Origin of the sequence: Comamonas sp. MYb69 (assembly GCF_037479315.1) — a bacterium.
Lineage (GTDB): Bacteria > Pseudomonadota > Gammaproteobacteria > Burkholderiales > Burkholderiaceae_C > Comamonas.
Map to the genome: position 1 here is coordinate 76,115 of NZ_JBBGZG010000017.1, position 25,198 is coordinate 101,312.

General features: G+C 65.5%; 20 protein-coding genes. 10 read left to right on the plus strand and 10 right to left on the minus strand.

From position 1 onward, the window contains the following. Positions 1 to 101: 101 nt before the first annotated feature. The 3 genes from WH303_RS20600 to WH303_RS20610 are packed head-to-tail and all read right to left on the minus strand — an operon-like array spanning position 102 to position 5,363. On the minus strand, positions 102 to 1,076 hold the full coding sequence (locus tag WH303_RS20600) for an alpha-E domain-containing protein (protein ID WP_021025531.1): 975 nt from the start codon (positions 1,074 to 1,076) through the stop codon (positions 102 to 104). A gap of 55 nt (positions 1,077 to 1,131) precedes the next feature. Further along, positions 1,132 to 2,619, minus strand: a complete 1,488-nt coding sequence (locus tag WH303_RS20605) for a circularly permuted type 2 ATP-grasp protein (RefSeq protein WP_021025530.1) — start codon at positions 2,617 to 2,619, stop codon at positions 1,132 to 1,134. Positions 2,620 to 2,678: 59 nt separating this feature from the next. Then, positions 2,679 to 5,363 carry a DNA internalization-related competence protein ComEC/Rec2 gene (locus tag WH303_RS20610; protein WP_339520836.1) on the minus strand — a complete coding sequence of 895 codons (2,685 nt, stop codon included), beginning with the start codon at positions 5,361 to 5,363 and terminating at the stop codon, positions 2,679 to 2,681. Positions 5,364 to 5,520: 157 nt separating this feature from the next. Between WH303_RS20610 and WH303_RS20615 the strand changes: the two genes are divergently transcribed. From WH303_RS20615 to WH303_RS20625, 3 genes are all read left to right on the plus strand, one after another. Next, complete coding sequence (locus tag WH303_RS20615; protein ID WP_021027680.1) at positions 5,521 to 5,982, plus strand: RidA family protein; 462 nt, start codon at positions 5,521 to 5,523, stop codon at positions 5,980 to 5,982. A 124-nt stretch (positions 5,983 to 6,106) separates the two neighbouring features. After that, on the plus strand, positions 6,107 to 6,568 hold the full coding sequence (locus WH303_RS20620) for a RidA family protein (RefSeq protein WP_339520838.1): 462 nt from the start codon (positions 6,107 to 6,109) through the stop codon (positions 6,566 to 6,568). Between the two features lie 122 nt (positions 6,569 to 6,690). Beyond that, entirely contained in the window at positions 6,691 to 7,839 is a 1,149-nt protein-coding gene (locus WH303_RS20625; protein ID WP_339520839.1) for an MBL fold metallo-hydrolase, read from the plus strand. A 39-nt stretch (positions 7,840 to 7,878) separates the two neighbouring features. Here WH303_RS20625 and WH303_RS20630 read toward each other — a convergent pair whose 3' ends face one another. After that, a complete protein-coding gene (locus WH303_RS20630) occupies positions 7,879 to 8,859 on the minus strand; it encodes a Bug family tripartite tricarboxylate transporter substrate binding protein (protein WP_339520883.1) in 981 nt (326 codons plus the stop codon). A gap of 135 nt (positions 8,860 to 8,994) precedes the next feature. Beyond that, on the minus strand, positions 8,995 to 10,455 hold the full coding sequence (locus WH303_RS20635; RefSeq protein ID WP_339520840.1) for an amidase: 1,461 nt from the start codon (positions 10,453 to 10,455) through the stop codon (positions 8,995 to 8,997). 107 nt (positions 10,456 to 10,562) lie between these two features. Between WH303_RS20635 and WH303_RS20640 the strand changes: the two genes are divergently transcribed. Then, a complete protein-coding gene (locus WH303_RS20640; RefSeq protein ID WP_339520841.1) occupies positions 10,563 to 11,477 on the plus strand; it encodes a LysR family transcriptional regulator in 915 nt (304 codons plus the stop codon). Between the two features lie 79 nt (positions 11,478 to 11,556). Here WH303_RS20640 and parC read toward each other — a convergent pair whose 3' ends face one another. Together parC and WH303_RS20650 are read right to left on the minus strand one after the other, a co-directional pair. Then, a complete protein-coding gene (parC, locus tag WH303_RS20645; RefSeq protein WP_339520842.1) occupies positions 11,557 to 13,917 on the minus strand; it encodes a DNA topoisomerase IV subunit A in 2,361 nt (786 codons plus the stop codon). A gap of 87 nt (positions 13,918 to 14,004) precedes the next feature. After that, a complete protein-coding gene (locus WH303_RS20650) occupies positions 14,005 to 15,981 on the minus strand; it encodes a DNA topoisomerase IV subunit B (protein WP_021027687.1) in 1,977 nt (658 codons plus the stop codon). A gap of 188 nt (positions 15,982 to 16,169) precedes the next feature. On the opposite strand from WH303_RS20650, the gene WH303_RS20655 reads away from it, so the two are divergent. The 6 genes from WH303_RS20655 to WH303_RS20680 all read left to right on the plus strand — a co-directional run bounded on the left by WH303_RS20655 (position 16,170) and on the right by WH303_RS20680 (position 21,012). Further along, on the plus strand, positions 16,170 to 17,393 hold the full coding sequence (locus WH303_RS20655; protein WP_339520845.1) for an MFS transporter: 1,224 nt from the start codon (positions 16,170 to 16,172) through the stop codon (positions 17,391 to 17,393). A gap of 13 nt (positions 17,394 to 17,406) precedes the next feature. Then, positions 17,407 to 17,580 (plus strand): hypothetical protein, encoded by a 174-nt coding sequence (locus WH303_RS20660; RefSeq protein ID WP_339520886.1) that lies wholly within the window; start codon positions 17,407 to 17,409, stop codon positions 17,578 to 17,580. A 3-nt stretch (positions 17,581 to 17,583) separates the two neighbouring features. Further along, the gene (locus tag WH303_RS20665; RefSeq protein WP_339520847.1) at positions 17,584 to 18,129 is read left to right on the plus strand and encodes a class I SAM-dependent methyltransferase; all 546 of its coding nucleotides are present in this window, start codon (positions 17,584 to 17,586) and stop codon (positions 18,127 to 18,129) included. Between the two features lie 259 nt (positions 18,130 to 18,388). Further along, entirely contained in the window at positions 18,389 to 18,646 is a 258-nt protein-coding gene (locus WH303_RS20670; RefSeq protein ID WP_339520849.1) for a hypothetical protein, read from the plus strand. A gap of 135 nt (positions 18,647 to 18,781) precedes the next feature. Then, on the plus strand, positions 18,782 to 20,320 hold the full coding sequence (locus WH303_RS20675) for an ATP-binding protein (RefSeq protein ID WP_339520851.1): 1,539 nt from the start codon (positions 18,782 to 18,784) through the stop codon (positions 20,318 to 20,320). Further along, complete coding sequence (locus WH303_RS20680; RefSeq protein WP_021027693.1) at positions 20,317 to 21,012, plus strand: response regulator; 696 nt, start codon at positions 20,317 to 20,319, stop codon at positions 21,010 to 21,012. The genes WH303_RS20675 and WH303_RS20680 overlap by 4 nt, the downstream gene beginning before the upstream one ends. Before the next feature lie 64 nt (positions 21,013 to 21,076). Here the strand turns inward: WH303_RS20680 and WH303_RS20685 are convergent, their stop codons facing one another. The 3 genes from WH303_RS20685 to WH303_RS20695 all read right to left on the minus strand — a co-directional run bounded on the left by WH303_RS20685 (position 21,077) and on the right by WH303_RS20695 (position 24,911). Beyond that, positions 21,077 to 21,796 carry an MgtC/SapB family protein gene (locus tag WH303_RS20685; protein ID WP_339520853.1) on the minus strand — a complete coding sequence of 240 codons (720 nt, stop codon included), beginning with the start codon at positions 21,794 to 21,796 and terminating at the stop codon, positions 21,077 to 21,079. A 37-nt stretch (positions 21,797 to 21,833) separates the two neighbouring features. Next, the gene (gene mgtA / locus WH303_RS20690) at positions 21,834 to 24,581 is read right to left on the minus strand and encodes a magnesium-translocating P-type ATPase (protein WP_339520855.1); all 2,748 of its coding nucleotides are present in this window, start codon (positions 24,579 to 24,581) and stop codon (positions 21,834 to 21,836) included. A 123-nt stretch (positions 24,582 to 24,704) separates the two neighbouring features. After that, complete coding sequence (locus WH303_RS20695) at positions 24,705 to 24,911, minus strand: hypothetical protein (RefSeq protein WP_172690139.1); 207 nt, start codon at positions 24,909 to 24,911, stop codon at positions 24,705 to 24,707. Between the last annotated feature and the right edge of the window lie 287 nt (positions 24,912 to 25,198).

Below are 25,198 nucleotides of genomic sequence, written 5' to 3' on the forward strand. Positions count from 1 at the left end.
AGGAGTCAGCTCTGGTCGCGGGCAGCTGAATGCCCGCGACATGGACGCAAAAAAGGCTGCGATGAACACCGCAGCCTTTTGCCTTTCTGGCTGGTCGCGAATCAGGCAGCCACCGGCTCCGTGGTGGCCAGAAAATCCTGGCCAATGCGGCCACCCAGCGCATGCACGCGCTCCAGAAAGCGCACCAAAAACGCATGCAAGCCGGTGGCCAGCAGCTCATCGATGCGGCCATACTGCAGCTCGGCCAGCAGCAGGCCGGCCTGGCGCTGGGTTTCGGCCGAATGGTCGTTGGCAACGGCCTGCAGAATCTGCACCACCTCGTACATGCTGGCATGCAGGGAGCGCGGCATGTCACGCCGCAGGATCAGCATCTCGGCCACGCGCTCGGGCGTGATCACATTGCGGTAGACCTTGCGGTAGACCTCGAAGGCCGAGACGCTGCGCAAGATCGCGCTCCAGTGGTAGAAGTCCGAGGGCTGGCTGCCCTTGCCCGGCTGGTAGGAGCCGTGGTAGTCGTTCTTGACGGCATGGAAGCGCACATCCAGGAGGCGGGCCGTGTTGTCGGCCCGCTCGATGAAGGTGCCCAGGCGCAAGAACAAAAAGGCATCGTCTTGCAGCATCGTGCCCGAGACCACACCGCGCGAGAGGTGCGAGCGGTGCTTGACCCACTCGAAGAACTTGGCCGGGTCGGTCTCGAACTTCTTGGCCTTGAACAGCCGGTTCATATCGAGCCAGGTCAGGTTCTGCGTCTCCCAGGCCTCGGTGGTCAAGGCGCCACGCACGGCGCGCGCGTTCTCGCGCGCAGCCAGCAGGCAGCTGTAGATCGACGAGGTGTTGGTCTCATCGCGCACCATGAAGTGCAGCACCCCATCGAGGGTGATCTCGTCATGGCGCTCGTAGTAGGCAGGCAGCAGCTCGCTGATGGACAGCACGCTTTGCCAGGCCTTGGTCGCGGCGGTCGCGGACTGCGGCAGCATGGAGGTCTCGTAGCTCACATTGAGCATGCGGGCTGTGTTCTCTGCCCGCTCGGTGTAGCGGGACATCCAGTAGAGGTGATCGGCGGTTCGGCTCAACATAGTGACATTCTTTCGCTAGGCAGATGGATGGCTTTCAAACAGGAACCTCCGGGGCTCACTGCTGCATGCCATCCCATTCGCTGTAATCGTCCTCCGGGCCGCGCAGCACCCAGGTGTCCTTCGTGCCCCCGCCTTGCGAGGAGTTGACCACCAGCGATCCATCCTTGAGCGCCACGCGCGTGAGGCCCCCGGGCACCATCTGCACCTCCTTGCCGCTCAGCACAAAGGGGCGCAGATCGATGTGGCGCGGCGCGATGCCGCTTTCCACATAGGTGGGGCTGCTCGAGAGGCTCAAGGTCGGCTGGGCGATATAGCCATTGGGCTTGGCCTTGAGCACCGCGCGGAAGGCCTCGATCTCGGCGCGCGTGGAGGCCGGGCCGATCAGCATGCCGTAGCCGCCAGCACCATGCACCTCCTTGACCACCAGCTCATCGAGGTGGTCCAGCACATAGGCCAGGTCATCGGGCTTGCGGCACATCCAGGTCGGCACGTTCTTCAGGATGGCCTCTTCGCCCAGGTAGAAGCGGATCATCGCCGGCACATAGGGGTAGACCGATTTGTCATCGGCCACGCCAGTGCCCACCGCATTGCAGATGGCCACATTGCCCTTGCGGTAGGCGCGCATCAGGCCGGCGCAACCCAGGGTGGAGCTGGGGCGGAAAACAGTGGGGTCGAGAAAGTCGTCATCGACCCGGCGGTAGATCACATCCACCCGCTGCAGGCCCTGCGTGGTGCGCATGTAGACCACATCATCGCGCACCAGCAGGTCCTGGCCTTCGACCAGCTCCACGCCCATCTGCTGGGCGAGGAAGGCATGCTCAAAGTAGGCGCTGTTGTACATGCCCGGCGTCAGCACCACCACCGTCGGGTTGTTGGCCGCCTGGTTGGGCGCGCTGGCACGCAAGGTGTCGAGCAGCATATCCGGGTAATGCGCCACCGGCGCCACCGCATGGCTGCTGAACAGGCTGGGAAAGAGGCGCATCATCATGCGGCGGTTTTCCAGCATGTACGACACGCCCGAGGGCACGCGCAGGTTGTCTTCGAGCACATAGTAGGTGCCGCTGCCGTCCACCTCGGCTGCGCGCACGATGTCGATGCCGGCGATATGCGCATAGGTGTCCAGCGGCACATGCACGCCCCGCATCTCGGGCCGGTACTGGCTGTTGTCCAGCACCAGGTCGCGCGGAATGATGCCGGCCTTCAGAATTTCCTGGTCGTGGTAGACATCGTGGATGAAGCGGTTCAGGGCTGCCACGCGCTGCACCAGGCCCTTTTGCATCTGGGCCCACTCCTGCGAGGGGATGATGCGCGGGATCAGATCAAAGGGAATAAGGCGCTCGGTGCCCGAGCCGTCTTCGTCCTTTTCGCCATAGACCGCAAAGGTGATCCCTACGCGGCGGAATATCAGCTCGGCCTCCTCGCGCAAGGCCTGCATCTTCTCGAAGGGCTGCAGCTGCAGCCATTTGGCATAGCTTTGGTAGTGCGCTCTTTCGGCACCTGCTGCATAAGGCAGGCCCTGGTACATCTCATCGAACTTTTGCATCGCAAAATCCTTTCTGGCACCAGCAGCTTAGCAAGTTTCGCGCCACCCAAAACTAAGTACTAACCTTCATCAAGAATTAGTGCTTGATTTGTTTTGTTAATATCCAATATGCCGCTTGTCTGGCCCTGCTCGGCAGCCTGGTGGCGCCAATAGCGCGGCCGCTTTTGCCGCTCGCACAGCAGCGTCTGGGGCTGGTCGGAGCGCCAGTGCGCTGCACCGCAATGGACCGTGTTGCGCAGCACAATCTGCATCTCCTGGTAACGCTGCTGTACCCGCGCAGCCGGGTGCCCGAAGCGGTTGCGGTAGCCCGTTTGTGCCACCACCCAGCGCGGGCGCACCGCCTCCAGCAGCGGCCGCGTGGACGAGGTGTTGCTGCCGTGGTGTGGGGCCAGCATCAGATCGGCCCGCAACACAGACGGCGCTCCCGCATAGCGCTGCACCAGCGCCCACTCCTGGGCCCGCTCGATATCGCCGGGCAACAAGGCGCTGGCGGCATGGCCGCCGTGCGCCGCCGCCTCGATACGCAGCACGCAGCTGTGGGCATTGCCCGAGCTATCCCTTGGAATGGAACTGTCTGTGGCACCCAGCTCCTGCGCCCCCGGAAACAGAATGCTGAAATGCACTCCATCCCAGATCCAGGCCTGGCCCGCAGCACAATCTTGCCAGGGCGCTTCGGCAATGCCCAGGCGCTGGCGCTCATGGGGCAGCAGCGAGCCCAGCATGCCCACCGGCTGGAGCTGCTCCACCACCGCCTGGGCACCGCCCGTATGGTCCACATGGGCGTGGCTGAGCACCAGCAGATCGAGCCGGCCGCTGTCCAGCCCGCGCACGCCCATCGCCCGCATCGCCGGCACCACCACCCGGTCGCCGGCATTGCTGCCAGACCCGTACAGCGGGCCTGCGTCATACAGCAGGCTGTGCCTGGCCGTCTGCACCACCACCGCCTGGCCCTGGCCCACATCCAGTGCCCAGAGCGCAAACTGGCCATGGGACGGCCGCAGCGGCTGCCAGAACAAGGCGGGCAGCAGGCAAGGCAGGCCCAGCAGCCGCAAGCGCCAAGGCCAGGGCAGCACCAGCCAGATACCACCCAGCACGGCAACGAACGCCGCCCAGCCCGGCGCTGCCGCCAGCCACAACGCCGCATGGGGCCAACTGGCCAGCCACTGCAGCGCCGCCATCAAGGGCTGCAGCGCCCAGGCCGCTGCCGTCCACAATGGCGGCAGCACGGCGCCCAGCAAGGCCAGCGGCGTGACCACCCAGGTCACCCAGGGGATGGCCAGCAGATTGGCCACAAAGCCGACCAGCGACACCTGGCCAAACAGCAGCAGGGACAAGGGCGTGATCGCCAGGGTCACCACCCACTGCTCACGCAGCAGCTTGGCGGCGGCAGCGCAGGCGCCGCGCAGGCCGCGCTGCGCCCTGCCTTGCTCGGGCAGTGCAGCGCTGCGGCTACCCCCCCCTCGGTCGGATGCAAACAAGATACCGACTGCCAGAAAGCTCAGCCAGAACCCCGCCTGCAGCAAGGCCATGGGCTGGGCCAGCACCACACAGACACAGGCCAGCAGCCAGCGCATATGCCAGGGCCATTGCCGGCCGCTCGATGCGAGCGCGGCCACCACCACCAGCATCAGCACCGTGCGCTGCGCCGGAATGCCCCAACCGCTGAAGAGCGCATAGAGCCCCGCGCACAGCACCCCGCCCCACAGGGCGACATGGGGTGCCGGCAGCCACAGGCACAGCGCCGGGCTGCGCCGCCAGCCCACGCGGATCAGCGCCGCCGCCACCCAGGCAAACAAGGTGATATGCAGGCCCGATATCGCCATCAGATGGGCCACGCCGGTGGTGCGGAACACGCGCCAGTCCTCGCGCTCAATCGCACGCTGCTCCCCGGTCACCAGCGCCACCAGCACGCCGGCAATGCGCGCCTGCTCCGCCGCTTGCGCCTGGCCCGGCGGGGCAAGGCGCTGCACCATGGCATCGCGCACCGCCTGCCGCCAGCGCTGCACCACATGGCCTTGGCCGGAGGCCAGCAGCTGCGGCCCCTGGGCCGGGCCGTGGCGCACATAGCCCGTGGCCTGCACGCCCTGCTCCCACATCCACATCTCGTAGTCAAAACCATGCGGATTGAGGCTGCCATGGGGGGCCCGCAAACGCAGCGGCAGCCGCCAGCGCTGCCCCGCCTGCAGCAGCGGAAGACCAGCCTCTGCCGATGCAGCCGGCTCGGGCGCCGCAGCCGAAAAAGCCCGGTGGTCGGCGCGGTACCACGACAGGTCGATCAGCGGCGGCACCGCCACCGGCGCCCCCTGCTGCCGGCCTTGCCCGCTCTGCCAGGCCTGCCCGGTCTTGAGCCGAAAACGCTGGCCGCCGGTGATCGGCAAAGGCATGGCGACAATGACGCCCTCGACCTGCAGGTCTAGCCCTTCCAACGCTGGCAGCAGCTGCGTTTGCGCCTGATGGGCGGCACGCATGCCCGCCAGGCCCAAGGCCAGCGCAGCGGCGGCCAGGCAGCACAGCGCGCGATCCGGCCACGGCAGCGGCCCGCGCCAGCGGCTCAGCAGCAGGCTGGCCACCGCCCCCAAGAGCGCCAATGCCGCGTACTGCCAGACAGGCGCCAGGCTGGCCTGCTGCAACTGCAGCGCCGTGCCCGCCAGGATGCCCCAGAGCCAGGCCGCCGGTCGCCAGTAGCCCGCCCAGCCCGGCCCCACACTGCGCTGGTCTGCCCGCTTGCAGGAAGAGGTCTCCATCATCTCCACATGCTAGGCAGCGCTGCCTGCAGGCCCGATCAGGGCTTGCCCTAGAGTTCGCCGCCGCCCCTCTCAGGCGACATGGGAAACGGCGCCCTGGCAGGGCATTTGTGCCACACTTGGCGCTTTGCCCCGCCTCCACTTTTGAAAGGACTCCATGAGCGTTTACGACAAACTCCAGGCCCTCGGCATCAGCCTGCCGCCACTGGCGGTACCCGCAGCCGCCTATCTGCCCTATGTACAGACCGGCAACATGGTGTTTTTGAGCGGCCATATCGCCCGCAAGGATGGCAAGCCCTGGGTGGCGCAGTTTGGCCGCAACATCAACACCGAAGAAGGCAAGCTCGCGGCCCGCGCGGTGGCCATCGACCTGCTGGGCACCTTGCAGCATGCAGCTGGCGGCGATCTGAACCGTGTCAAGCGCGTGGTCAAGCTGATGAGCCTGGTCAACAGCACCGGTGACTTCACCGAGCAGCACCTGGTGACCAATGGCGCCAGCGAGTTGTTCGCCGAAGTGTTTGGCCCTGAAAAGGGTGCCCATGCCCGCAGCGCCTTTGGCGTCGCCCAGATCCCCATGGGTGCCTGCGTCGAGATCGAGCTGATCGCAGAACTGGCCTAACCCACGCAACCCGCCATGCGGCGCCCATGCCCTGCGGGTATGGCGCCGCATTGTTTTTGCATGCATCCACGCCCGGCGGGGGCTCTAAGATACCTGTCTTCCACCCAGCAAGGACAACACCGGCATGAGCATCTACGACCAACTCAAAGCGCTGAACATTGAACTGCCGCCCGTGCGCACACCGGCTGCGGCTTACGCACCGTTTGCACAAACCGGCCAGCTGGTCTTTATCAGCGGCCACACGGCCAGCAAGAACGGCCAGCCCTGGACCGGCAAGCTGGGCAAGACCATGGACACCGCCGAAGGCCAGCAGGCAGCGCGCGCGGTCGCCATCGACCTGATGGGCACCCTGCAGGCAGCAGTGGGCGGCGATCTGAACCGGGTCAAGCGCATTGTCAAGCTGATGAGCCTGGTCAACAGCACGGAAGACTTCACCGAGCAACATCTGGTCACCAACGGCGCCAGCGAATTGCTGGCCCAGGTGTTTGGTCCCGACAAGGGGGCGCATGCCCGCAGCGCCTTTGGCGTCGCCCAGGTCCCCCGGGGCGCCTGTGTCGAGATCGAAATCATCGCCGAAGTGGAATAAATCTGTCGATTAATCAATAGATTTTTCGCTAAATCCCTACAAAAGCCGCAGCCATGCGGCTTTCTTATGGGCGCCGTATCATGGCAGTCGCTAACCGCCCCCCTGCCTGATTGACACACCCCATGCAAGAGCCCCGCCCCGCGCCCTCCTCCAGCAACACCACCCGCGGCAACGGCGGCTTTCAGCGCCTGCGCAGCGGCTGGCTGGTGGCCACTGCCTGCTCATTGGTGGCCTGCGCCTCCACCCCCGACGAGGACAGCCAGCGCCGCTACCAGGCATCGCCCCAGTATTCCTCGGCCGACAAGCGCTTTCAGAACCCGCCCAACCCGGCGGCCAAGCCCCATGCCGGCGGCTTTCAGATCTGGTCGCGCTTTTTGTTTGGTGACAAGAGCGGCACCACACCGCAGGACAGCATTCCGGTCCACACCGTCACCCCGGCGCAGCTGCAAGCGCTGTCCGCCGATGCCAACCATGTGATCCGGCTCGGCCACTCCTCGCACCTGCTCAAGCTCCAGGGCCAGTACTGGCTCATCGACCCGGTGTTTGGTGAGCGTGTATCGCCGTTCAGCTTTATCGGCCCCAAGCGCTTCCACCCCACGCCGCTGCCCTTGCAGGACCTGCCGCCGATTGCTGGTCTCATCCTGTCGCACGACCATTACGACCACCTGGACGAGCCGACGATCAAGTTCCTGCTGGGCAAGGTCGAGCGCTACTTTGTGCCGCTGGCCGTGGGCGCGCGCCTGCGGGACATGGGCGTGGCGCCCGAGCGCATTGTCGAGCTCGACTGGTGGCAGCAGGAGCAGCACGTCGGCGTCGAAGTCACCGCCACGCCCAGCCAGCATTTCTCGGGCCGCACGCTCAATGACCGCAACAGCACGCTCTGGGCGTCATGGGTGCTGCAGACCGGTGGCCAGCGCATCTACTACAGCGGCGATACCGGCTACTTCCCCGGCTTCAAGGCCATTGGCGACAAATTTGGCGCGATGGACCTCGCACTGATGGAAAACGGCGCCTACGACGCCTACTGGCCCTCCGTACACATGACGCCGGAAGAGACCATCCAGGCCTTCAGCGATGTGCGCGGCCAGGTGCTCTACAGCGTGCACAACAGCACCTTTGCGCTGGCCATGCACGGCTGGCGTGAGCCGCTGGACCGGCTCGCGGCGCTGGCGCAGCAGCAGGGCATCCAACTGGCCACGCCCGAGATCGGCGAGGTGCTGACCGTGGGCCAGCCGCGCAGCAACAAGCAGTGGTGGGAAGCGCTGCGTTAAGCGCCGCTCCCAAGTTTCCCCAGCCGCTCAAACCAAGGCTTACTCCACCTCAATCTGGGCGCGCTGCGCCACATCGCGCATCAGCGGCAGCTCGCGCTCCACACGGGCCTGCAGGGCACGGCCATTGCCCCAGGCGGGCGTGAGGCCAATGCTTTCAAGCTTTTGCTGGGTAGCGGGCTGGGCCATCACATCGGCCAAGGCGGCTTCGAGCTTGGCACGCACCGGCTCAGGCAGGCCAGCGGGCGCCAAAAAGGCAAACCAGGTGCTCATGTCAAAACCGGGGTAGCCGCTTTCGGCCACGGTCGGCACCTCGGGCAGCAAGGCCAGGCGCTGGGCGCCCCGCGCGGCAATCGGCTTGATCTTGCCGGCCTTGATCAGCGGCGTGGTCGCCACCACGGTGTCCACTGCCAATTGCACCTGGCCCCCCATCAGCGCGGTCAGGCTCGGCGTGCTGCCGTTGAAGGGCACATGCAGCATGCGCATGCCGGTCGCCGTCTTGAGCATCTCGCCGGCAAAGTGCACCGACGAGGCCGGGCCGAAGGAGCCGTAGGAAAAGCGGTCTGGCGCCGCCTTCGATTGCGCCACCAGGTCCTGCAGCGATATGGCCTTGACGGCCTGGTTCGCCACCAGCACCAGGCCCATGTCTGCGACCAGGCCCAGCATGCTGAAGCTGCGCATCGGGTCATAGGGCAGCGCCTTGCGCACCACCGGGTTCATCGCCAAGGTGGAGCTGGCACCCAGAAACAAGGTATAGCCATCGGCAGCCGACTTGGCCACCTGGCCGCCCGCCACGGCCGTGCCTGCCCCCGGGCGGTTCTCGACAAACACCGACTGGCCCAGCTTGTCGCTGAGCTGCGAGGCCAGCAGCCGTCCCAGGATATCCGTGGCCCCGCCGGGCGCAAAAGGCACCACCAGCTTGATCGCGCGGTCGGGGTAGCCCTGCGCCAGCGCAGGGCGCAAGGCCAGGCCGGCAGCGCCTGCGGCCAGGTAAGTCAAAAAGCGGTGACGGGATATCGGCATGGACATGGGATCTACCTTTTTGTGAACAAACGGGTGCAGAACCATCGCAGACCCGCGCTGCCAAGGCGCCGGGTCTGCTGCGGTATGCGCAGGGGAAAATGTGCTGGGCGATAGGGGCCGGCAAGCGCGGCTCGGCTAGCCAAGCAAGGGGCTGCGCCGGCGCGCATGGCCGCTGGCCTGGTCGTAGGCATGGCCGATTTGCAGCAGCGCTTTGTCAGCCTGGGTAGGCCCGATGATCTGCAGACCGGCAGGCAGCCCGTTGGGGCCAAAGCCGGCAGGCACCGACAAGGCCGGCAAGCCCGCCATCGTGGCGCCCACCACCGTCTGCATCCAGCGGTGGTAGGTGTCCATGCTGCGGCCGCCCACGGCATGGGGCCAGTCCAGCTCGGCGTCGAACGGAAACACCTGCGCAGCCGGCAGCACGACAAAGTCATAGCGCTCGAACAAGCGGCGCAGCACCTCGTACCAGCTGCTGCGCACCTTGGCGGCGGCATAGATATCCATGCCCGACAGCGCGCGGCCGCGCTCCATCTCCCACAGCGCTTCGGGCTTGAGCAGCGCCCGCTTTTGCGGGTCGTCATACAGCGCCGCATTGGCGCCTGCCACGCTGAAGCTGCGCAGATCGATCCAGGCGCGCCACAGTTGCTCCAGGTCAAAGTCGGGCAGCACCTCATCCACCGTGCAGCCGATATCAGCAAAGGCGCCCAGCGCCGCGCGGCAGGTCTCAAGCAGGCCCGGCTCGGTCGGCAGGTGCCCGCCCAGGTCACCCAGCCAGGCGATCTTGCGGCCCCGGAAGTCACGCTCCAGGCCCTGGCCCCAGTCCTGCGCGCCTTCGCTGCGGCGCGTGAGCGGCAAGCGCGCATCAAAGCCCGCCTGCACCGACAGCAGCAAGGCCAGATCGGGAATATCGCGTGCCATGGGCCCGGCCACGCTGAACTGCTGGAAGAACACCTCATCGCCCGGGCCATGCGGCACGCAGCCCACGGAGGTGCGCAGGCCGTAGACATTGTTGAAGGCCGCTGGCGTGCGCAGCGAGCCCATCATGTCCGAGCCATCGGCCACGGGCAGCATGCGCAAGGCCACCGCAACGGCTGCACCGCCGCTGCTGCCACCGGCCGAGCGGCTCTGGTCAAAGGCGTTGCGCGTGGTGCCGTAGACCGGGTTGTAGGTGTGGCCGCCCAGGCCAAATTCCGGTGAATTGCTGCGCGCCACAAAGAGCGCGCCGCCCGCGCGCATGCGCTCAAACACCACCGCATCGCTGCTGCTGACCTGGCCCTGGAAGATCGGCGAGCCCTTGGTGGTGACCATGCCGGCGGCCGGCGAGATATCTTTGGGCGCCTGTGGAAAGCCGTGCAGCGGCCCCCGGCTTTTGCCCTGGGCCAATTCAGCATCGAGCTGCGCGGCCTGGGCCAGCAGCGGCTCGCGCGGCATGGGCGCGACCAGCGCATTCACCTGGGGGTTGAGCCGGTCGATCTGGCCCCAGAAGGCCTGCAACACCTCGGTGCAGGACAGCGCACGCCGCTGGATGGCGGCGGACAGCGCCACGGCGCTCAACTCGACGATGCTGTGGTCGGCAGGAACAGGCTGGGATGGCATGGGAGGTATGTCTCTTGGATGTCAGAAAAATCCAGCATAGGCAATGCGGCCTATTTCGACAATCACAATTTTTTGCGGTTATCGTTGCGTTTTTTGCAAAGCAGACCATGACCCCCTCGCAGCACCTCCAGGACACCGCCATGCGCTACTTTCTGGAGGTCGTGCGCAGCGGTTCGGTGAGCGAGGCCGCACTGCGCCTCAATGTCTCGGCCTCGGCCGTCAGCCGCCAGATCGCATCCCTGGAGGAAGTGCTGCAGGTGCCGCTGTTCGAGCGCCGCCCGCGCGGCATGGTGGCCAGTGCGGCCGGTGAGCTCTTGGCCACCCATGCCAAGCGCCATGCGCTGGATGCCGAGCGCGTGGTCGCCGATATCGAGGCACTGCAAGGCCTGCGCCGGGGCCAGGTGCGGGTCTGCGCATCAGCCGGCTTTGCATTTGAGTTTTTGCCCCTCGCGATGGCCACGTTTCGCGAGCAGCACCCGGGCATGCAGTTCCAGCTGGTCTCGGCCTCACCCGCCCAGGTGACCCAGGCGGTGCGCAATGGCGAGGCCGATGTGGGCCTGACCTACAGCCGCGCTGCCGTGCGCGATATCGATGTGCAGCACCGCCAGAATTCGCCGGTCATCCTGATCATGCCGCCCGGCCATCCGCTGGCCCGCTTTGCCAGCGTCAGCCTGGCGCAGATGCAGCCCTACCCGCTCGCGCTGCTGGACGACGGCAATACCGCGCGCCAGCTGTTTGACATTGCCAGCGGCCAGCGCGGCCTGGTGTTTGACCCGGTGCTCGAGAGCGGGCAGTTCGATGCGCTGGTGCGCTTTGTATTGCACGGCGGCGGGCTCACCCTGGGCGGCGAGGTCACCGTGCGCGAGTATGTGCGCCGGGGCCTGCTGCACACCGTGCCCATTCGTGAGCGCGGCATGCATGCACGCTCCATCGAGCTGCAAACGCTGACGGGCCGCAACCTGCCCCGGGGCGTGCGCGCCTTTGTCGACCATCTGCGGGCGCTGCTGCCGGCGCAGCGCTGATCGGATACCCAAGCACAGGCCGTAAAAAAGCCCTGCCGGGCAATGCCAGGCAGGGCTGGGGCGTGATGGACCGCGCGCTTTATTCGACGCGGAACACGGCGCTGGGCTTGAAGCCCAGGTCGGCGAGCTTGCCCTTTTTGGCGCGTCCGGCCTTGGCGTTGTTCAGGCTGCGGATCTCCAGGGTTTCCTCGCGGGCCTTGCCGCCGCGCCCCACGCCTTCAATGCGGATGCTGCGCGTGTAGACGGCCACACCGGCCAAGCGGTCCTTGTCTTCCAGGTCAATCAGCTTGAGCCCCTTGCCGCCCTTGGCCATGTGGTTGAGCTCGCCGATCTCGAAGGTCAGGATCCGGCCGCCCACCGAGGCGCAGGCCACGTGGCTGGCATCGGCCAGCGGCTGGCTGCCGCTGCTGCCCGAGATATGCGAGGGGGCGCAGAGCGTATCGCCATCGTCCAGGCTGACAAAGGCCTTGCCGCCCTTTTGGCGCGAGACCATGTTTTCAACCAGGGCCGTGAAGCCATACCCCGCGCTGCTGGCCAGCAACAAATGGGCCGACAGCGGACCGGCAAAGTAGTACTGGATCTGGGTGCCCGCTTCCAGCTCCATCAAGGTGGTGACCGGCTGGCCATCACCGCGCCCGCCGGGCAGGTTGGCGACGGCGACCGAGTAGACCCGGCCGTTGCTGCCAAAGACCAGCAGCTGGTCGACCGTGCGGCATTCAAAGGTGCCATAGAGGCTGTCACCCGACTTGAAGCTGAAACTGTCGGCCGCATGGCCGTGGCCGGTGCGGGCGCGCACCCAGCCTTTTTCCGACACCACAACGGTGACCGGCTCATCGACCACCTTGACTTCGGCGACGGCCTTTTTCTCTTCCTGGATCAGGGTGCGGCGGGCATCGGCAAACTGCTTGGCATCCGCTTCGATCTCCTTGACCATCAGGCGCTTGAGCGAGGCGGGGTTGGCCAGAATGTCTTCGAGCTTGCCCTGCTCTGCGCGCAGCTCGCTCAGCTCCTGCTCGATCTTGATCGCTTCAAGGCGGGCCAGCTGGCGCAGGCGGATTTCCAGGATGTCGTCGGCCTGGCGCTCGCTCAGGTCAAAGCGCGCCATCAGCGCGGCCTTGGGCTCGTCGCTGGCGCGGATGATGGCGATCACCTCGTCGATATTGAGCAGAATGGTCTGCCGGCCTTCCAGGATATGGATGCGGTCCAGCACCTTGGCGAGCCGGTGCTCGGAGCGGCGCGTGATCGTCGTCTGGCGGAACTCGATCCACTCTTCCAGCATCAGGCGCAGTGACTTTTGCGTGGGCTTGCCGTCGATGCCGATCATCGTCAGGTTGACCGACGAAGAGCTCTCCAGGCTGGTATGCGCCAGCAGGCAAGTGATCAGCTCGGACTGCGGCGTCTTGCCGGTCTTGGGCTCGAACACCAGGCGCACGGCCGCATCCTTGCTCGACTCATCACGCACCACATCGAGCAGGGACAGCACGGTCGCCTTGAGCTGGCTTTGCTCCTGCGTCAAGGTCTTCTTGCCGGTCTTGATCTTGGGGTTGGTCAGGTCCTCGATCTCTTCGAGCACCTTTTGCGAGGACACACCAGGCGGCAGCTCGTTGACGACCAGCTGCCACTGGCCACGCGCCAGCTCTTCGATGGTCCAGCGCGCACGCACCTTGATCGAGCCGCGCCCCGTGCGGTAGGCATCGGCAATGTCCTTGTCGCTGCTGATGATCTGGCCGCCACCGGGGAAGTCCGGGCCGGGAATGATCTGCTGCAGGTCGAAGTCGGTCATCGCCGGCTTCTTGATCAGCGCCACGCAGGCATCGGCCACCTCGCGCAGGTTGTGGCTGGGGATTTCGGTGGCCAGGCCCACTGCAATGCCACTGGCGCCATTGAGCAGCGAGAACGGCAGGCGCGCGGGCAGCTGGCTGGGCTCCTGGGTGGAGCCGTCGTAGTTGGGCACAAAGTCCACCGTGCCCATGTCGATCTCGTCGAGCAGCAGGCTGGTGATCTTGGACAGGCGCGCCTCGGTATAACGCATGGCCGCTGCGCCATCGCCATCGCGGCTGCCAAAGTTGCCCTGGCCATCGATCAGCGGGTAGCGCTGGGCAAAGTCCTGGGCCATGCGCACCAGCGCGTCATAGGCCGATTGGTCGCCATGCGGGTGAAAGCGGCCCAGCACATCGCCCACCACACGGGCGCTTTTGACGGGCTTGGCCGCCGTTGCGCGGTTGGGGCCGCTGTAGCCCAGGCCCATGCGCTCCATCGCAAACAGGATGCGGCGCTGCACCGGCTTCAAGCCATCGCAGACGTCGGGCAGCGCGCGGCCCTTGACCACCGACAGCGCATATTCCAGATAGGCGCGCTGGGCGTAATTGCCCAGGTCCAGGCTGTCGCCGTCGTCGGGCACCGGGTTGGACAGCAGGTCCTGACCGTTCTCTTCACTCATAGGGGTTCAGCTTTCTTTGCTTGTGGCACGGCTGCGCGCGGCTGGCTTGGGTTCGATTGTTTATTCAGCGGCGTGGGCAGCAGGACATCAGATATCAATTTCGACCTCATGGCCGTGCAGCTCCATCAGGTCGCGGCGGGCCGCAGCCTCGCCCTTGCCCATCAGCTGGGTCATGACCTCACGGGTTTGCAGCACATCGGTCTGGCTCAGGCGCACCGGCAGCAGGCGGCGGGTATCGGGGTTCAGCGTGGTTTCCCACAGCTGCTCGGCATTCATCTCGCCCAGGCCCTTGAAGCGGCTGACCTGGCATTTCTCGCGCGGCACGCCATCCTTGGCGGCCTTATCAAAGATGGCATGCATCTCGGCCTCGTCCAGTGCGTAGACCTTGGCCGCAGGCTTCTTGCCCCGGGCAGGAATATCGACGCGGAACAGCGGCGGCCGCGCCACGCAGACATGGCCCTTGTCGATGAGCTGCGGGAAATGCTTGAAGAACAGCGTCAGCAGCAGCACCTGGATGTGCGAGCCGTCCACGTCGGCGTCGCTCAGGATGCAGATCTTGCCGTAACGCAGACCGCTCAGGTCGACCTCGTCATCGGGGCCATGCGGGTCCACGCCGATGGCTACCGAGATATCGTGGATTTCAGTATTGGCAAACAGGCGGTCGCGGTCCACTTCCCAGGTGTTGAGCACCTTGCCACGCAGCGGCAGGATGGCCTGGGTTTCCTTGTCGCGGCCCATCTTGGCGCTGCCGCCGGCCGAATCGCCCTCGACCAGGAACACCTCGTTGTAGGCCAGGTCACGGCTTTCGCAATCGGTCAGCTTGCCGGGCAACACGGCCACGCCGCTGCCCTTGCGCTTTTCCACCTTCTGGCCAGCGCGCTGGCGCGTCTGCGCCGCCTTGATCGCGATCTCGGCGAGCTTCTTGCCGTATTCGACGTTCTGGTTCAGCCACAGCTCCAGCGCCGGCCGCACCATGCCCGAGACCAGGCGCACCGCATCGCGCGAGTTCAGGCGCTCCTTGATCTGGCCCTGGAACTGGGGATCGAGCACCTTGGCCGAGAGCACATAGCTGGCACGGGCAAACACGTCCTCGGGCATCAGCTTGACGCCCTTGGGCAGCAGCGAATGCAGCTCGATAAAGCTCTTGACCGCCTGGAACAGGCCATCGCGCAGCCCGCTTTCATGCGTGCCGCCCGCCGTGGTCGGGATCAGGTTGACATAGCTCTCGCGCACCGGCTGGCCTTCGTCGGTAAAGGCCACGCACCACGATGCCCCTTCGCCCTCGGCAAAATGGTCATCGCTGCGGCCGGCAAAGCCCTCGCCCTCGAACACGGGAATGATCGGGTCCACCGGCAAGGTCTGCAGCAGGTAGTCCTTGAGGCCGCCCTTGTACAGCCAGGTCTGCGTCTCGCGGCTCTTGTCCTGCGTCAGCTGCACGCTCACGCCCGGCATCAGCACGGCCTTGCTGCGCAGCAGGTGCACCAGCTCGCCCATCGGCAGGTGGCTGGATTCGAAATACTTGGCATCGGGCCAGACGCGCACCGTCGTGCCCTGCTTGCGGTCACCGCTGACCATCGCGCGCACCTGCAGGGGCTCGACCACATCGCCACCGGCAAAGGCCATCGTGGCGACCGAGCCATCGCGGTGCACCGTCACCTCCATGCGGGTGGCCAAGGCGTTGGTCACCGAGACACCCACGCCGTGCAGACCGCCCGAGAAGCTGTAGGCACCGCCCTGGCCCTTGTCGAACTTGCCGCCCGCATGCAGGCGGGTGAAGACCAGCTCCACCACGGGCGCATGTTCTTCGGGGTGCAGGCCAAAGGGAATGCCCCGGCCATCGTCCTCCACGCTCACCGAGCCATCGGTGTGCAGGTAGACGCGAATTTTCTTGCCAAAGCCGGCCAGCGCCTCGTCGGCCGCGTTGTCGATCACCTCCTGGATGATGTGCAGCGGATTGTCGGTGCGGGTATACATGCCCGGGCGCTGCTTGACCGGCTCAAGCCCCTTGAGAACCCGTATCGAGCCCTCTGCGTATTCACTGGTAGACGTGTTTTTGCTTGCCATAACTTTCCATTCTAGCGGCTGCCATTGTAAATAGCTGTATAGATAAACAGGTGGAACTTGTTGACGATTCACGACGCTTGGCCGCAAAAGCCTGCAATGGGCTTGGGCGGCCACCGGGCAATATGCGGGCGACAGCCGGTTTTTGGCGTTGGAGTAACAATTCTTGGATAACGAGACATCCTTAGACTATGCAAAACAACGCACAACGATTGTCCATGGCCCGCGTGCTGCTCTGTGGCGGCGCCGTAGTGACCCTGTCCATGGGCATCCGCCACGGTTTTGGCCTCTGGCTGCAGCCGATCACCCAGGAGATGGGCTGGACGCGCGAGTCCTTCGCCTTGGCGCTGGCGGTGCAAAACCTCAGCTGGGGCCTGATCGGCATCTTTACCGGCATGCTGGCCGACCGCTTTGGCGCCAGCAAGGTGCTGGTCTGCGGCGCGCTGCTGTACGCGCTGGGCCTGGCCGGCATGGCCTGGGCGCCCAATACGCTGATGTTTGCGCTCACCGCCGGCCTTTTGATCGGCATGGCGCAGACGGGCACCACCTATGCGGTGATCTATGGCGTCATCGGGCGCCAGTTGCCCGCTGAGAAACGCTCCTGGGCCATGGGGGTGGCCGCGGCCGCAGGCTCCTTTGGCCAGTTCTTCATGGTGCCGGTCGAGGGCCAGCTGATCGCCAGCCTGGGCTGGCAGAACGCGCTGCTGGTCTGCGCCATCCTGGTGCTGACCATCGTGCCGCTGGCCATTGCGCTGCGCGAGCCCAATTTCCATGCGCTCAAGCGCAGTGCTGGCGCTGGCGCGCAGCAAACCATTGCCCAGGCCGTGGCAGAGGCCTTTCGCAACCCCAGCTTTTTGCTGCTGACCGCCGGTTATTTTGTCTGTGGCTTCCAGGTGATGTTCATCGGCGTACACATGCCCAGCTACCTGAAGGACTTTGGCCTGCCGCCCCATGTGGCCAGCTATTCGCTGGCGTTGATCGGCCTCTTCAATATCTTTGGCACCTACCTGGCCGGGTCGCTCGGCCAGCGCATGGCCAAGCGCTACCTGCTCTCGGGCATTTATTTCATCCGCGCCATCGCCATCGTGGTGTTCCTGCTGGTGCCCCTGTCGCCCTGGTCGGTCTACGTCTTTGCCGCCGTGATGGGCTTTTTGTGGCTGTCCACCGTGCCGCTGACCAATGGCGCCATCGCGCAGATCTTTGGCGTGCAGCACCTGTCCATGCTCAGCGGCTTTGTGTTCTTCAGCCACCAGATCGGCAGCTTCCTGGGCATCTGGCTGGGCGGTTACCTCTATGACCACACCGGCAGCTATGATGTGGTTTGGTACGTGGCCATTGGGCTGGGCGTGTTCGCCGGCCTGGTCAATCTGCCGGTCAAGGAAGAGCCCGTGCAGCGCCTGCCGCTGACGGCCTGATAAGCGAACTTTCATGCAACAGCCTGCACCACCCACCGCCCCCACTGCTGGCGCCGCGCCGCTGCGCGGCTGGCAGCGCGCCGCCATCTGGCTGCTGGTGGCCGTGCTGCTGGCGCTGGTGTTCATGCTCTACACGCAACCGGAATTCATGGTGCAGATGGCCGACCATGTCTGGGCCTGTTTCTAGCGCATGCCCCATAGCCCCGCCCCCTCGCCCTGGATCACCCGCTTTGCGCCGCTGCTACCTGCGGGCAGCCAGGTGCTGGACCTGGCCTGCGGCCAGGGCCGCCATGCCCGCTACCTGCAAGCACAGGGCTTGCGGGTGACAGGCGTTGACCGCGATGGCGCGGCGCTGCGTGCGCTGCAAGCAGATACGGCGGGCGAATGGCTGCTGGCCGATATCGAAAACGGGGCCTGGCCGCTCGAGGGCCGGGTGTTTGATACGGTGGTCGTCACGCACTATCTGTGGCGCCCGCTGTGGCCGCAGATTCTGGCCAGTGTGGCGCCCGGCGGTCTGCTGCTATACGAGACCTTTGCCCAAGGCAATGCCGCCTATGGCAAGCCTTCCCGGCCCGACTTCCTGCTGCAGCCCGGCGAGCTGCTGCAAGTCTGTGCCGGCTGGTCCGTCATCGCCTATGAAGCGGGCCTGCTGCGCACGCCGGAGCGGGTGGTGCAGCGCATTGCGGCACGCCGCCCACTGGGTGACAGCCCAACGCCACCCGCGCCGCTGCTCTGAAACCAGGGCCGCTTTGCATAACTTTGCGGCGCTGCAAAATCGGCCTGCCCCCGCCCAAACCCAATGGGCATGCGGTTTTCGCTTTGTCACACCTGCCACAAAGCCGGCCCAACTTCCTCCACATTTGGCTCCTATAGTTCAGTCATGGGCTCTGCGGAGAGGCGTAAACACACTCCAGTTTCTCTGTTTCACCCGCTTCTTTCTGTCCCACACCAGATCGCGGCCTGGCCGCAGAGCCTCTTTTTACACAAGGAATGCCATGAGTTCTCAACCACTTCGCCACCGTCTGCTGTGCAGCACCGCCGTGACTGCAGCCCTCTGGATCGCCACCGCCCAGGCCTACGCGGCCAGCCCCGCCAAGCCCGCGCCGTCCAAGCAAGCCATTGAGGCCTGCCAGGGCAAGAAGGCCGGCGATAGCGTGCAGCTGACGCTGGACAACGGGAAAACAGCCAAGGCCACCTGCCGCCTGGTGGGCAAGCAGCTGGTGGCGCAGCGCGGCGCCACCATCGGGCCCTGATAAGACCGCTGGCATTGCGCCGATCAAGCAACACTTTTACACACCCACGCACTGTGTAAGAGAATAGCCGGGCAGGCATTGCGCCTGCCCGTTTTTGCCGTTTGGCCCTCCCCGTTCATTTGCCCACCTGCCTCTGTGACCACGCCCCGCCTTCAGCTGTTTCGCTTTACCCGTCTGCAAACACGGGTGCTGCTGGCCATGGTGCTGCTGCTGCTGGGCCTGCTGCTGGGGTTTTTCGGCTTTTCGTACTGGAGCCTGCAGCGCGGCCTGGGCGGCTATGTCGCGCAGATCGAGCTGGGCCGGCTGGAATACCTGGAGAGCCAGCTGCGGCGCGAGTATGCCAAGGACCCGCACTGGGTCTCGCTGACGCCGGAGCGCTGGAACGCACTGACCCGCTTTGGCAGCCAGGCGGCTGTGCCCGTCTCGCCCCCAGCGGAGAGCGAGGCGCCGCGCCGCGCGACGATTGGCCCCATGCTGACCCAGCAATTGCGCCCCATTGAACGTCACCCGCTGCATCAGCGCCTGGGCCTGCTCGACAACCAGGGCAAGCTGATCGCTGGTGTAGCGCCCACACCAGGCAGCGCCAAAAACCCGCTGTTCGACAGCCAGCACATGCTGATCGGCACCCTGACGCTGAACCAGCCCGAAGACCTGAAAAACCAGATCGACAATGCCTTTTTGAAGGAGCACCTGGTGTTCCTGGCCATTACCGGTCTGCTGGGCCTGCTGCTGGCCGGCGCCCTGTCCTGGTGGCTGAGCCGGCGCTGGATTCGCCCCATCGAGGCATTGAGCGAAGGCGCCAAGGCCTTTGCCAGCGGCCAGCTCGACTACCGCATTGCAGTCGCAGGCCACGACGAGCTGGTGGAGCTGGCCGACCGCTACAACCACATGGCCGAGCAGCTCTCCCAGGCCCAGGCCCAGCAGCATGAATGGCTGACCCAGGTGGCCCATGAGCTGCGTACGCCGCTGGCCGCAGTGCGGGCCGAGATTGAAGCGGTGCAAGACGGCATTCGCAGCTTTGATGCGCAGACGGCTGCGCGCCTGCACCGCCAGATTCTGCGCCTGACCCAGCTGGTCAGCGACATGCGCGCCACCATTCCCACGGCGCTGGTCGTGCATGCGCCCGAGGCCGCACCCGCGCTGCAACTGACCGCCCACCTGCCCGCCACGGCGCGCCCGCTCGATATGCGGGCGCTGACCATCGAGGCCGTGGAAGCCGTGCAGATCCGCTTTGGCCAGGCCGGCATCGCGCTGCCCACGGCGCAAGAGCTGCACACCGCGCTGCCGCCCGCCTGGGTGCAGGGCAATGCCCAGCAGCTGCACCAGGTGCTGGGCAATATTTTGGAAAACAGCCTGCGCTACACCGATGCCCCCGGGCGGCTGAGCATCAGCGCCAGCCTGCACGGGCCCGCGCCCGAGTCCGGCCAGCGCTGGCTGGAGCTGCACCTCGATGACAGCAGCCCCTCCGTGCCGCCTGCGGAGCTGCCCCGCATTTTTGAACGCTTTTACCGCGTAGAGACTTCGCGCAGCCGCGCCAGCGGCGGCTCCGGCCTGGGGCTTGCGATTTGCAAAAGCATTGTGCAAGCCCATGGAGGACAATTGCAGGCCTCCATCTCGTCCTTGGGCGGGCTGCGCCTTACCTTGATCCTGCCCTTGATAGACCCTGTTGCATGAACACCGCCAAACCCCGCATTCTGTACGCCGAAGACGAGGCCGATATTGCCTCAGTGGTCATCGACTACCTGCACCATGCCGGCTTCGAGGTCGAGCATTTTGCCGATGGCAGCCAGGCCATGGCTGCGCTGCGCGCGCGCCCGCCGCAGCTGGCCATTCTTGACCTGATGCTGCCCGGCACCGATGGCCTGAGCATTCTGCGCGAGTGCCGGGCCCGCCAGATCTGCCCCGTCATCTGCCTGACTGCCAAGGTCGAGGAGGTGGACCGCCTGGTGGGCCTGGAGATGGGCGCCGACGACTACATCTGCAAGCCCTTTTCACCGCGCGAGCTGATTGCCCGCGTCAAGGTGATCTTGCGCCGCCACGCGCCGCCTGCCCCTGGTGCGCCAGCCAGCCTGGCCGCCAGCGACTGGCAGCTGGACGAGACCACCAGCCAGGCGAGCTGGCGTGGCCAGGACCTGGGCCTGACGCGGCGCGAGTTTGCCCTGCTGCACATCCTGCAGCGCCACCCCGGCAAGATCTACCCGCGCAGCCAGCTGCTGGACCTGGCCTATGCCGATGCGCTGGAGGTGAGCGACCGCGCGATAGACAGCCATATCAAGAACCTGCGCAAGAAGCTGCGCACGGTGATGGGCGATGATGCGGACTGCATCCGCTCGATCTATGGCGTCGGCTTTGCGTTTGAAGACTGAGCAAGCCGCCAGGCACCGCACTGTGGCGGTCTGGGCGGGCTGAGCACCTGCCCTGGCGCCCCCATCAATCCCGCGTGCTGGGGCTCCAGTACGCCTGGCGCACGCCCGGCTTGGCCGCCAGCTGCTGCACCATCGCATCGAGCTCCTCGCCCTCCACCGATTGCGCGGCCAAGGTCGCTTCGATGACGACCTCGGCCTCGCCAAAGGGCTGGATGTCGATGTCGCCAGGCGGGTAGCCGCCGCGCTCGAGCACATCCTGGAGCATGGCCAGCGCCAGCCGCTGGTGCAGGCGCTCGGCCACGACAAACACGGCATTGGTCATCTCGGTAGAGCCGACATCCAGCGGCTTGCGGTTGATGGCGTTGACCAGCGGCCGCAGCAAGGTATTGGCCGCCAGCACCAGCACGGTGCCCATGGCCGCCTGCACGATCAGATCAGCGCCTGCGGCAGCGCCCACTGCGGCCGAGCCCCAGAGCGTCGCGGCCGTGTTCAGGCCGCGCACATTGCCCTCTTCGCGCATGATGACACCGGCGCCCAGAAAGCCGATGCCCGAGACCACATAGGCCATCACGCGCACCGCGCCATCCGGCCCGGCAATGGTGTTGGCGCTGTCGACAAAGATGGCCGCCCCCACGGCGACCAGCACATTGGTGCGCAGCCCGGCCGTGCGTTGGCGGTACTGGCGCTCCAGGCCAATGACCGTGCCCAGCACAAAGGCGGTGACCAGGCTGATGGCCGTGTTGATCAGCGAATTGGCTTGTGTGTAGTTCAGCGCTTCGAGCATGGCGCCCTCCTTAGCAGATGGTTATTTTTCATGGCGCTTATTGCCAGCCGTAGCGACGGATGTACCACTTTTTCATGACCTGCGTAAGACCCATATAGGCCAGCAACACGGCAACGAGGAACACAAAGTACATGCCAGGCAGGGCCTCTAGCTTGAAATAAGGGGCCAGCGCGCCCATGGGCAGGTAGATGCCGATGGCGACCACCACCAGGGTCATCAGGCCCACCGGCCAGGCAGCGCGGCTTTGGATAAACGGGATGCGCATGGTGCGGATCATGTGCACGATCAGCGACTGCGTAAGCAGCCCCACGACAAACCAGCCGGACTGGAACAGCGCCTGGCGCTCGGGCGTGTTGGCGCCAAACACCTTCCACATCACGACAAAGGTGGTGATATCGAAGATGGAGCTGATGGGGCCGAAGAACAGCATGAAGCGGCCCACATCGGCAGGGTTCCAGCGCTGGGGCTGGGTCAGCAGCTCGGGATCGACATGGTCAAACGGAATCGCCGATTGCGAGAAGTCATACACCAGGTTCTGCACCAGCAGCTGCATCGGCAGCATGGGCAGGAAGGGGATGAAGGCACTGGCAATCAGAACCGAGAACACATTGCCAAAGTTCGAGCTCGCCGTCATCTTGATGTACTTGAGCATGTTGGTAAAGGTGCGCCGGCCTTCCTGCACACCCTGGTCGAGCACCATCAGGCTCTTGTCCAGCAAGATGATGTCGGCCGCCTCCTTGGCTACATCGACGGCCGTGTCCACCGAGATGCCGATATCGGCCGTGCGCAGCGCTGCGGCATCGTTGATGCCATCGCCCATGAAGCCCACCACATGGCCATTGGCCTTGAGCATGCGCACAATGCGCTCCTTGTGCGCGGGGCTCAGCTTGGCAAAGATATGGGCTTCTTCGACCACCTGGGCCAGGCGCTGGTCGTCCATCTGCTCGATATCGCCACCCAGCACGATGTGCTGCGCGGTGATGCCCACTTGCTCGCAGACCTTGGCGGTGACGGCGGCATTGTCGCCCGTCAGCACCTTGGTCTGCACACCATGCCGGGCCAGCGCCTGCAGCGCCGGCGCTGCGCTTTCCTTGGGCGGATCGATAAAGGCCAGAAAGCCGCACAGCACCATGCCGGCCTCATCGGCCACGCCAAAGTTGTCTTGGCCCGCCTGGGTCTCGCGCGTGGCCACGGCCACCACACGCAGCCCCTGGGCATTGAGCGCCTCGGCTGTTGCCACAATGCGCTTGCGCAGGCCTGCATCGAGGTCCAGCACGCCGCCTGCGGCCTGCACCGTGCTGCTGACCTGCAGGATTTCCTCGACCGCGCCCTTGGTGATGATCTTGCCGACGCCAGCAGCGTCACTCACCACCACCGACATGCGCCGGCGCACAAAGTCAAACGGCACTTCATCGACCTTGGCATAGGCATCGACCAGCGGGGCGCGCTCGGCATGGGCGAGCACGGCCACATCGAGCAGGCTCTTGAGGCCCGTCTGGTAGTAGCTGTTCAAGTAGGCCATGTCCAGCACATGCTGCGACACATCACCCCAGGCATCGAGGTGGCGCTCGACCGAGATGCGGTCCTCGGTCAGGGTGCCCGTCTTGTCGGTGCACAGCACATCCATCGCACCAAAGTTCTGGATGGCATCCAGGTGCTTGACGATCACTTTCTTGCGCGACAGGAACACCGCGCCCTTGGCCAGGGTCGCAGTCACGATCATCGGCAGCATCTCGGGCGTCAGGCCGACGGCCACCGACAGCGCAAACAGCAGCGCCTCGGTCCAGTCGCCCTTGGTCAGCCCATTGATCAGCAGGACCAGCGGCACCATCACCAGCATGAAACGGATCAGCACCCAGCTGACCTTGTTGACGCCCATCTGGAACGCGGTGGGGCTGCGGTCCATCGCCGAGACCTTGCCGGCCAGCGCGCCCAGGTAGCTGTGGTTGCCGGTGGTCAGCACCACGGCCAGGCCAGCGCCCGAGACCACGTTCGTGCCCATGAACACCAGGTTGCACAGCTCCACCGGGTTGTGCTGTGCGCCATCGGGCAGCTGGGCAAATTTCTCCACCGGCATGGACTCACCGGTCATCGCCGATTGCGCCAGAAACAGGTCCTTGGCGCTCAGCAGGCGGCAGTCAGCGGGCACCATATCACCGGCAGCCAGCTGGATGATGTCGCCGGGCACCAGCTCGCGCACGGGCAGCTCGCGCACGGCCTGCAATGCCGACAGGCGCGAGGGTGGTGCATCCAGGTCTCGCCCCTCTTCATCTTGCGCCGTACGGCGCAGCACAGCGGCGGTGTTGGAGACCATCGCCTGCAGGCCGGCAGCGGCCTTGTTGGCGCGGCCCTCCTGCCAAAAGCGCAGGCCGGTGGCCAGCGCTACCATGCTGCCGATCACCACCGTGGCCTTGGTATCGCCGGTCAGCCACGAGACGGCGGCCAGCACCGTCAAGAGCAGGTTGAAAGGCGTGCGAAAGCACAGCCACAGGTGCTCGCTGCGGGTCATGGCCTGGTCCTGCGCAATGCTGTTCCAGCCCGCTTGCGCACGGGCTTGCTGCACCTGTGCATCGTCCAGGCCCTGGCGGCTGGTGTTCAGGCTGTGCAGCAATACCTGTTCAGGGGCATGGGCGGCGTCGCGCAGCCGCTCGCCCATGGCCTTGGAAATACCGGCATCCACCGGCGTCTGGGCCAGTTGCTCCAACATGGGCAAGCGGCGGAAATGCACGCCCCAGTGGCGCGAGCGCAGAAAGTTGACGAATCCATTCTTCAGCAGGTTCAACATGACCAATCTCCCAGCCAGGGGCGCGGCTGATCCGCGCCGCATGGCGTCTGCAAGCAATACAGGCGTGCAGCTGCGCTGCCGCTGCAGTGCGGTCGCACATATGCACATCAGACAGAAGAAAGGTCAGCGACTGAAGGGGTCCAGCGCAGCCGATGCCGAGCAGGACTGCGCTGCGCCCTTGCCCACCGGGGCGCGGCGGCGCAGCATGGTCGCGAGCTGGCGCTGCAGGCGGCAGGGCAAGCCCAGACCGCAGCAAGGCGTGATGGCCCATGGCGCAGCCTTGCGTCGCAGTGCGCGCAAGGGGGCCAGCGAAGACATACGCAGTGGCATGAAAAGCTCCCATACCCGGCATGGCAGCGCGCAACAAAGGCACTCGCCACGGGGCAAGACTGGAAGATCGAATGGGATGCCGTAGGCGCGTAGGTCTAAAAAACTACGGCGCCTGACAGCTGCCCGCCTGGTTGGGCAAGGCAGCGCGCAAAGCTGGGGCGTTTGCGATTACCTTGCCTGTGGTCGGTTGGCCGCTGGCCAACAACTCGGTAAGTCCACAGGGTTACTCCTGATAAAAAAGTTGGCCGATTGTAGATCAACGTTCCCGAAACTGCCAGTGGTTTGGA